Raw genomic sequence first — 6,473 nt, 5'->3', positions numbered from 1 at the left:
TCTACCCGAACAACCATACACTCTTACCCAACACCACCCTCTCCCGATCTGCCTGACCTTCGGTCAGGCCGGCCCGGCTGCGCCGGGCCTGGTCGGTCCGCTTCGCTCCCCTCCCGGGGCCGCTCCGCTTCGCTCCGGCGGCCCGGGTGGCTGAGCCCTGATCACAGGTGTGAGCTGAGCTGTTGGCTGATGTAGGGTAGGGCTGGCTAGGGGGAGGGGTGGCCCGGGGCGGTCGGGCTGACCGTCCGTCGGGGGATGGATCGGGGGACGCCGGGCCGGTCGATCACCGTGCGGCCTGCCCCCGGCATGGCCGCTCCGCCGGGCTCGACCCGGGCCACCCCTCCGGGTGTGTATCAAACTCGGCCCGTCAGGCGATCCCGCCGCAGCACCCCTCCCCATCCGGCCAGAAAACCCACCGCCCGACCCCATCCAAACCAGGGCCGGGCGGTATCAGAAACCCCCCGTCAGCCGATCCCGCCACAAGCCACCTGCCCATCCGGCCGCCAGGCCGAATTCCATTCCTTATACGTCACCCGATCGCCCCATTAAATGAGGATGGCTGGCATCCGGCCTGCTGTCCCAGCATGCCGGATGCCGCCTCCAGGCCGGCCCCACCCCCGCGCCCGGCCACCGGCCGGGCGCCGCCTCAAGAAGGCCAGCGCAGCGCGAGCCGGAACCACCGATGCGCGCCCGCCCGCCCTTCCCCACCCACACCCCACACCACCACCCCAACCCACCCCACACCCAACCCGCATCCACCTGTTCCCGGACCATGTCTTCCGCGAGAGGGCGCGCAGAGGGGGTTGTCATGGCTGCCAGCCGCCTTGATCGGCGCTCTGAGCTGGTGGAACGTCCGGGCCAGCATGGATGGTCGGGGCACGTAGTCGGGTACGCAGTCGGGCACCCAGTGGGGCATGCAGTGGGGTGCGCAGTCGGGCACGGGGATGGGAGTGCCGCGGGGCCTGGGCGGCGTCCGGCAGCGCGGCCGGCACCGCCGGGCGCTCACCACACCACCAGCTCCCGGCAGGGTGGGAACCCCTGCCGTCCGGACCGTCACCCAAACCGCACCACCACACCAAGCCAGCCAAGGGGAGAGGGACAGACAGAAGGGGTTGTCGGGGGCTCAGCAGGCCTTGACGGGTGCTCTGACCTGTGGCTTTGGCCGGGCCGCCGAGGGTTTGGGTGACCGCAGTCAGCACCGGGTGCAGCACCCTTGTCAGGCCCGCATGCGGCACCGCAGTCAGCACCGCAGCCAGGCCGCCCGGCCAGGGGCGCCCGGCCAGGGGCGCCGGGCGGCCGGCCTGTCGGTCCGCCCCGGCGGGCCGGCTGATGGGCGCCGCAGGCCTGGCGACCCGTCCGTACGCCGTGCCGCCCACCAGCAGGAGAAGCAGAAGGGGCAGGAGAGAGGGATGTCAGAATTTCCAGCCACCTTGGGTGGCGGCCTGAGCTGCACTGATGCCCCCTATCGGGCCGATCGGGGGTGCCGACATCAGGAGCAGCATCGGGAGCTGCATCGGGAGTGACATCAGGAGCTGCACCGCGCGGCCTCGATTCCCGGTCGGCTGACGTGCATACCCGATCCCCACCCCACACCACCATTCCATCGGCAGGGCAGAGGGCGCTCAGAGGTAAGTCGACATCGAGCCGGGTGAACTAATCGGGATTGCACTGCGCGGTTTCCTCCGATCGACTTTGGGTGTTTTTTCTCTAGTCGAAACCAGATACAAAACCGCATGAGAAAGCAGACGAGGAACCTGATACGACCAGACCGCCCACGCCGCCGCCGAGCCTGCCGCCCCGGGCGCAGCCGGCCCCGGTGGTGAGGGAGGGCGACTGGGTGCAGATGGGCGCCTACGTGCCCAGGAGATCAAGCCGGCTCTCAAGGTCCGCTGCGCGCGGCTCGGCATCGAGATGTGGCAGGCGTACCGGGCGTGGCTGGAGAAGAACTTTGCCCTCTGACCGGCGGGTGCACGGCCGGTGCGCACTCGGGCGCGCACCGGCCGTGACCTGCACCGTCAAGGTATCCGCCGGGTGATCGGCGGATACCTTGACGGCCCCGGATCCAACCTTGATGGCGGTCGGTCGCCAACCTTGACGGCCCCGCTCACCCCGCTCCCGTCCCCAGCCCGACCGCGCGGCCGGCCCCAGCCGGACGCAGGAAGAAAAGGCGCAGCGCAGCGTCCGACCAAAAGCCGACCGCCGCGCCCACCCTGTCCATCGTCAGGAGAGCGCCCCGGAAGGTAAGTCGGACCGGTGAGTTCGCCGGATCGGCCAGCTGAGCTGCACTGATACACCAGGGCCCGGCTCCGGGACGGACGCCAAACGGGCACCCAAGCGAGCGCCCAGACGCGCATCCAAACGGGCGCCCAAGCGAGCGGCTGTACGAGCGGGCCGCCGGTGGCGCCGAGCCGGCCGGAACGGGCGGTGCAGTGCCATCCGGCCGGCTGCCGCCCAGGCGCAGCCGGCCCCGGTAGCCGGGAGGACGACTGGGTGCAGACGGGCGTGTACGTGACCTGCGCCGTCAAGGTCTCCCGGGCCCTGGGCAGGGGTACCTTGACGGCCCCGGCGTCCCGCCGTGATGGCGGGTCTGCGCTCGCCTTGACGGCCTTGGAGCGGGTCACAGGCGGATAGCCTTTTAGCAGGAATGTCCCATTTGGGCTATTTTGATTGAAAGCTCATCGACCTGTGGAGGCTGTGCCGTGCCCGAGTCCGACCTGACGCCGGAGGAGATCGCCTTGGTCCGCGAGTACGTGGAGATCCTGCCCGGGGTCGCGATGGACCGCCTGGACGTCCAGCGGGCCCGGCTCGCCAAGGCTGTGGGCGGCTGGTTCCGCAAGGTCGGCCCGGGCATGTACGAGATCGTCACCGAGACCCCGCCCCCCCGGCATGCAGCACCCCGACCTGCCGTAGCTCCCCGGCGGCCGACGATCGGGGTGCCGGCCGGACCGGACGGTCTCTTCCGGCCCCACCGGATGTTCGAGCGAGGACGGCCGGACGGGCCCGCGGCTCCCGTCGGCACCGAAATTCGCAACCGGCCCCGTTAGCAAAATTTCGCGATGAAATACGCGTCCGCGGCGGGGCCAACGCGTAGGGGCGCCCACGCGCGCACGCGAGAGGGCCCGGGCGCGACGCCGCCCCCGACTTGCCGGACCTCTCCACGGCTATCGCGTGGGAAGAGGTGTTCTCGGCGCCGGGCGGCTTGCCCACCCGGGCCGGCCTGCGCAAGCGGGTCGGGTGGCTGCGGTGGCGGTCCTACTAGCGTGCGACCCAGGATCCGACCGCGCGGCCAACGGTCGGTCCGCCCGTCGGGCCAACGGCCCGTCCGACCCTGTCCGCGGCGCCGGGCGGCGGGTCGCGCGCGAGCGACGCGCGCGAGCGTCTGGGACCCCGACCGCGTCGGGCCCGGCCGGTTGAGAGTTGTGGTTGGTGATCGGCCCACAGCCCGGCGCAGCAGGGCGAGCCCCACCCACCCACGGGCGGGAGGACAGGGATCGGCACGACCCGGGGGCTCACCGGGGCTGTGGCGGCCGTGCAGCGCTTCGGGACACTGGGAGACCAGCGAGCGGCTGACGGGACGTTAGGCGGCCGTACAGGGCTTCCGTGCGGTCGGCACGACCCGCGGGGCGGTTCGGCCAGGACGGTCGTGCCGCGCCCCGGGTTTCATCCAGACCTCTCCACGGCTATCGCGTGGGAAGAGGTGTCCTCGACACCAACCGGCTTGCCCACCTGGTCTGACCTGGGAAAACGGGCAGGTTACCCAAAGGCATGCCCCTACCACGACTCCTACCGGGCGGCCAACCGTCGGGCCAACGGCGGGCCCTACCGTCGGTCCCACCCTGGGGCCTACCTCGGATTCCGGCATACGAGACGGCCGGGCGCAGCGGGCCGGTACTGCCGTGACCAACCGCCGAGGGGTGTCCCAGGGAAGTAGTCGGCGTCCCTGCGCCCCCTTGTCCCGCCCCTTGTCCCGCAGGTCAGACCCCTTGACCAGGCACCGCACGGCGCCGTTCGCAGGCAACTCCGTGGGCAACTCCGCAGGCAACTCGCCGGGCAACTCCGCAGACCATTCCGCAGGCAACTCCGGGCGCAACTCCGGGGGCAACCAACCGGCCCGGCGTCCCACGAGCGGGGACGGACGGCCGCGCCGCCACCGTCATGGACCGTCGCCGAAACCGGGGCTCCTCACGTGCGCGCGCGGTGCGCGCACGTGGCGGTCCCACAGGAGCCTGGGGCCTCCCCGGATCGGTGGCCGATCGGCCTGGGATCGGCTGGCGATCGGCCGCGGATCGGCCTGTGATCGGCTGCGGGACCGATCGGCCGCCGATCACGGGCCGATCGGAAAACCGATCCTGACCTGCGTAGGCCATTCCAGCCGATCAGATCCGCCCACCCCGGGATGCAGCCCGCGGGGCGCCGAAACGATCCGGCCGGGCCAGACGCGCGGTCACAGGACGCCGAAGTCGGCCCACTGGATCCCGGTGAACTCCACCGCCAGGCCGGAGGCGCGGCGCCCGCCGTCGCGGAAGTAGTGCTCCTGCAGCCCGGCGGCGAGGATGGCGGCCTGGTCGTCCTCGGACGCGCCGGCGTCCCGGGCGGCGAACAGGGCGGCGGCGACGTCGCCCGGCAGGTGCTGCGTGATCAGGCGCAGCCGGGGATCGTCAGTGGAACCGGCCGCGGAAGCGAACCCGAACTGCGCGCTGGCGCTCAGCACGAAGCCGTCGCGTTCGGCGGCCCGGCGCACCCGCTGCCGCACCCGCGGCTGCCAGCCAGCCCGGACCGCGTCGGCGATCGCCTGCGCGGCGGCCGGCTTCGGGGACGCGGCGCCCTTGAGCCAGCGCTGGACGGTGCGCTGCGAGACGTTGAGCTGCTGCGCGACAGCAGCCGTCGAGCCCTTCGCAGCCTTCACCAGGAACCGCACCCGGGCAGGCACGGACTGCGGAATCGGCCGGGTGCGCATCGCGCGCTCCAGGCCCTCATCAATCTCTCCCATGCGTAATCTCTCCCGATTCATGGCGGTATGACAGATCATGGGCGGGCGCCCGGCCCGGCTTGTCCAACCGGCCCGGCTTGCCAACCGGGCGGGCAAGCCCTGGGCAAGCCGGGCGACCGGTCGGGCAAGCCGTTCCCGGGCAGCCGGCCTGCCCGGCTCCGGTGGGGTACGGGCGGGCCGTCAGCGTGGGGTGGCGGCGGTCAGTCCATATCGCGGGTCATGTCGACGATGCGGCTGTAGTGGCCCTGGAACGCGGCGGTGATCATGGCCTGCGGTCCGCCGCGGTGCTTGGCGACGTTGAGTTCGATCTCGCCGGCGCGGGCGCTCTCCCTCTCGTGCATGTCCTCGCGGTGGAGCAGGATGATGATGTCAGCGTCCTGCTCGATCGCTCCGGACTCGCGCAGGTCGGAGACCATGGGGCGTTTGTCGGTGCGATGCTCGGGGCCGCGGTTGAGCTGGGAGAGCGCCACGACCGGGCACTCCAGTTCCTTGGCCATGAGTTTGAGGTTGCGGGAGATGTCGCTGATCTCCTGCTGGCGGTTCTCAAAGCGCCAGGTGCCGCCGGACTGCATCAGCTGGAGGTAGTCGACGACGACCAGGCCGAGGCCGCCGTGCTGCTGGGCGATGCGCCGGGCCCGGGAGCGGATCTCCATCAGGGTGAGTTCCTGGGAGTCGTCGAGCACCAGCGGCGCGTCCATGACCTCGGGGGTCCGGCGGGCGAGGCGCTGGACGTCGTCGTCGGTGACCGTGCCGGCCTTGATGTGATGCAGCGCGACCTTCGCCTCCGCGGAGAACAGCCGCTGCACGATCTCCGCGCGGCCCATCTCCAGGGAGAAGAACGCGGCCGGCTTCTGCTGGTGGAGGGCGCAGGCCCGTGCGAAGTCCAGAGCGAGCGTGGACTTGCCGACGCCCGGCCGGGCGCCGATCACGACGAGCTGGCGGGGCAGCAGGCCGCTGGTGAGCTGGTCCAGGTCGGCGAAGCCGGTGGAAAGCCCGGCCAGGGTCTTGCGGGTCTTGGCGGCGTCCAGGCCGTCGAAGAACGCCTCGACGTCGTCGCGGACCGGTTCCACCGGGCGCTGGTGTGCCGGGACGCGGACGGGATGACACCGGCCGAGATCGACCGGGCGGCGGGCAAGGCGCTGGATCGGCTGCACCATGTCCGGGGCCTGGCGCTGGAGGACCCGAACGCCGACGAGTCGGTGCTCACCTGTGAGGCGGACCACCGGGAGTGGCTGCGGATCGCCGAGTGGGTACGGACTGCCGACCTGGCCGCCTACGACCCCAGATCCGATCCGGACGCCGTGGAACACCCTCCGCTGATCCGCTTCCGGGAGACCTGAGCAGGGCCGGCGGTCCAGGCGGGCAGTCGCCTCAGCCCTGGCCGCACTGACGGAGTGTTCGCTATCGATCACAAGCCGGTGGCATTCCGAGCCCTTTCTAATATCGGACCCTGTAATTCACGGTCCGCGCGCAGCAAAAAGGT

The 6,473-nt window shown here is 71.4% G+C and carries 3 protein-coding genes and 1 pseudogene; 2 read left to right on the top strand and 2 right to left on the bottom strand.

Annotated elements, in window-relative coordinates; all coding sequences use genetic code 11:
• Window positions 1-2,699 precede the first annotated feature (2,699 nt).
• Window positions 2,700-3,044 carry a hypothetical protein gene (locus tag AB0442_RS32040; RefSeq protein ID WP_366167119.1) on the top strand — a complete coding sequence of 115 codons (345 nt, stop codon included), beginning with the start codon at window positions 2,700-2,702 and terminating at the stop codon, window positions 3,042-3,044.
• Between the two features lie 1,400 nt (window positions 3,045-4,444).
• On the opposite strand, the gene AB0442_RS32035 is transcribed toward AB0442_RS32040, so the two are convergent.
• Both AB0442_RS32035 and AB0442_RS32030 read right to left on the bottom strand, forming a co-directional pair.
• Complete coding sequence (locus AB0442_RS32035) at window positions 4,445-4,990, bottom strand: helix-turn-helix domain-containing protein (RefSeq protein ID WP_366167118.1); 546 nt, start codon at window positions 4,988-4,990, stop codon at window positions 4,445-4,447.
• Between the two features lie 200 nt (window positions 4,991-5,190).
• Window positions 5,191-6,054, bottom strand: a pseudogene (locus AB0442_RS32030) (replicative DNA helicase); the annotation flags it as partial.
• 36 nt (window positions 6,055-6,090) lie between these two features.
• Here AB0442_RS32030 and AB0442_RS32025 point away from each other — a divergent pair.
• The gene (locus tag AB0442_RS32025) at window positions 6,091-6,330 is read left to right on the top strand and encodes a hypothetical protein (RefSeq protein WP_366167117.1); all 240 of its coding nucleotides are present in this window, start codon (window positions 6,091-6,093) and stop codon (window positions 6,328-6,330) included.
• Window positions 6,331-6,473 lie beyond the last annotated feature (143 nt).

This window comes from Kitasatospora sp. NPDC085895 (genome assembly GCF_040702125.1).
GTDB classification, from domain to species: Bacteria; Actinomycetota; Actinomycetes; order Streptomycetales; family Streptomycetaceae; genus Kitasatospora; species Kitasatospora arboriphila.
The sequence above is the reverse complement of the archived record's forward strand: the minus strand, read 5'-3'. Positions and strand labels throughout refer to the sequence as shown.

Coding starts and splice junctions, on each gene's coding strand:
- AB0442_RS32035 (WP_366167118.1), bottom strand. CDS start 4,990: ATGGGAGAGATTGATGAGGGCCTGGAGCGCGCGATGCGCACCCGGCCG.
- AB0442_RS32025 (WP_366167117.1), top strand. CDS start 6,091: ATGACACCGGCCGAGATCGACCGGGCGGCGGGCAAGGCGCTGGATCGG.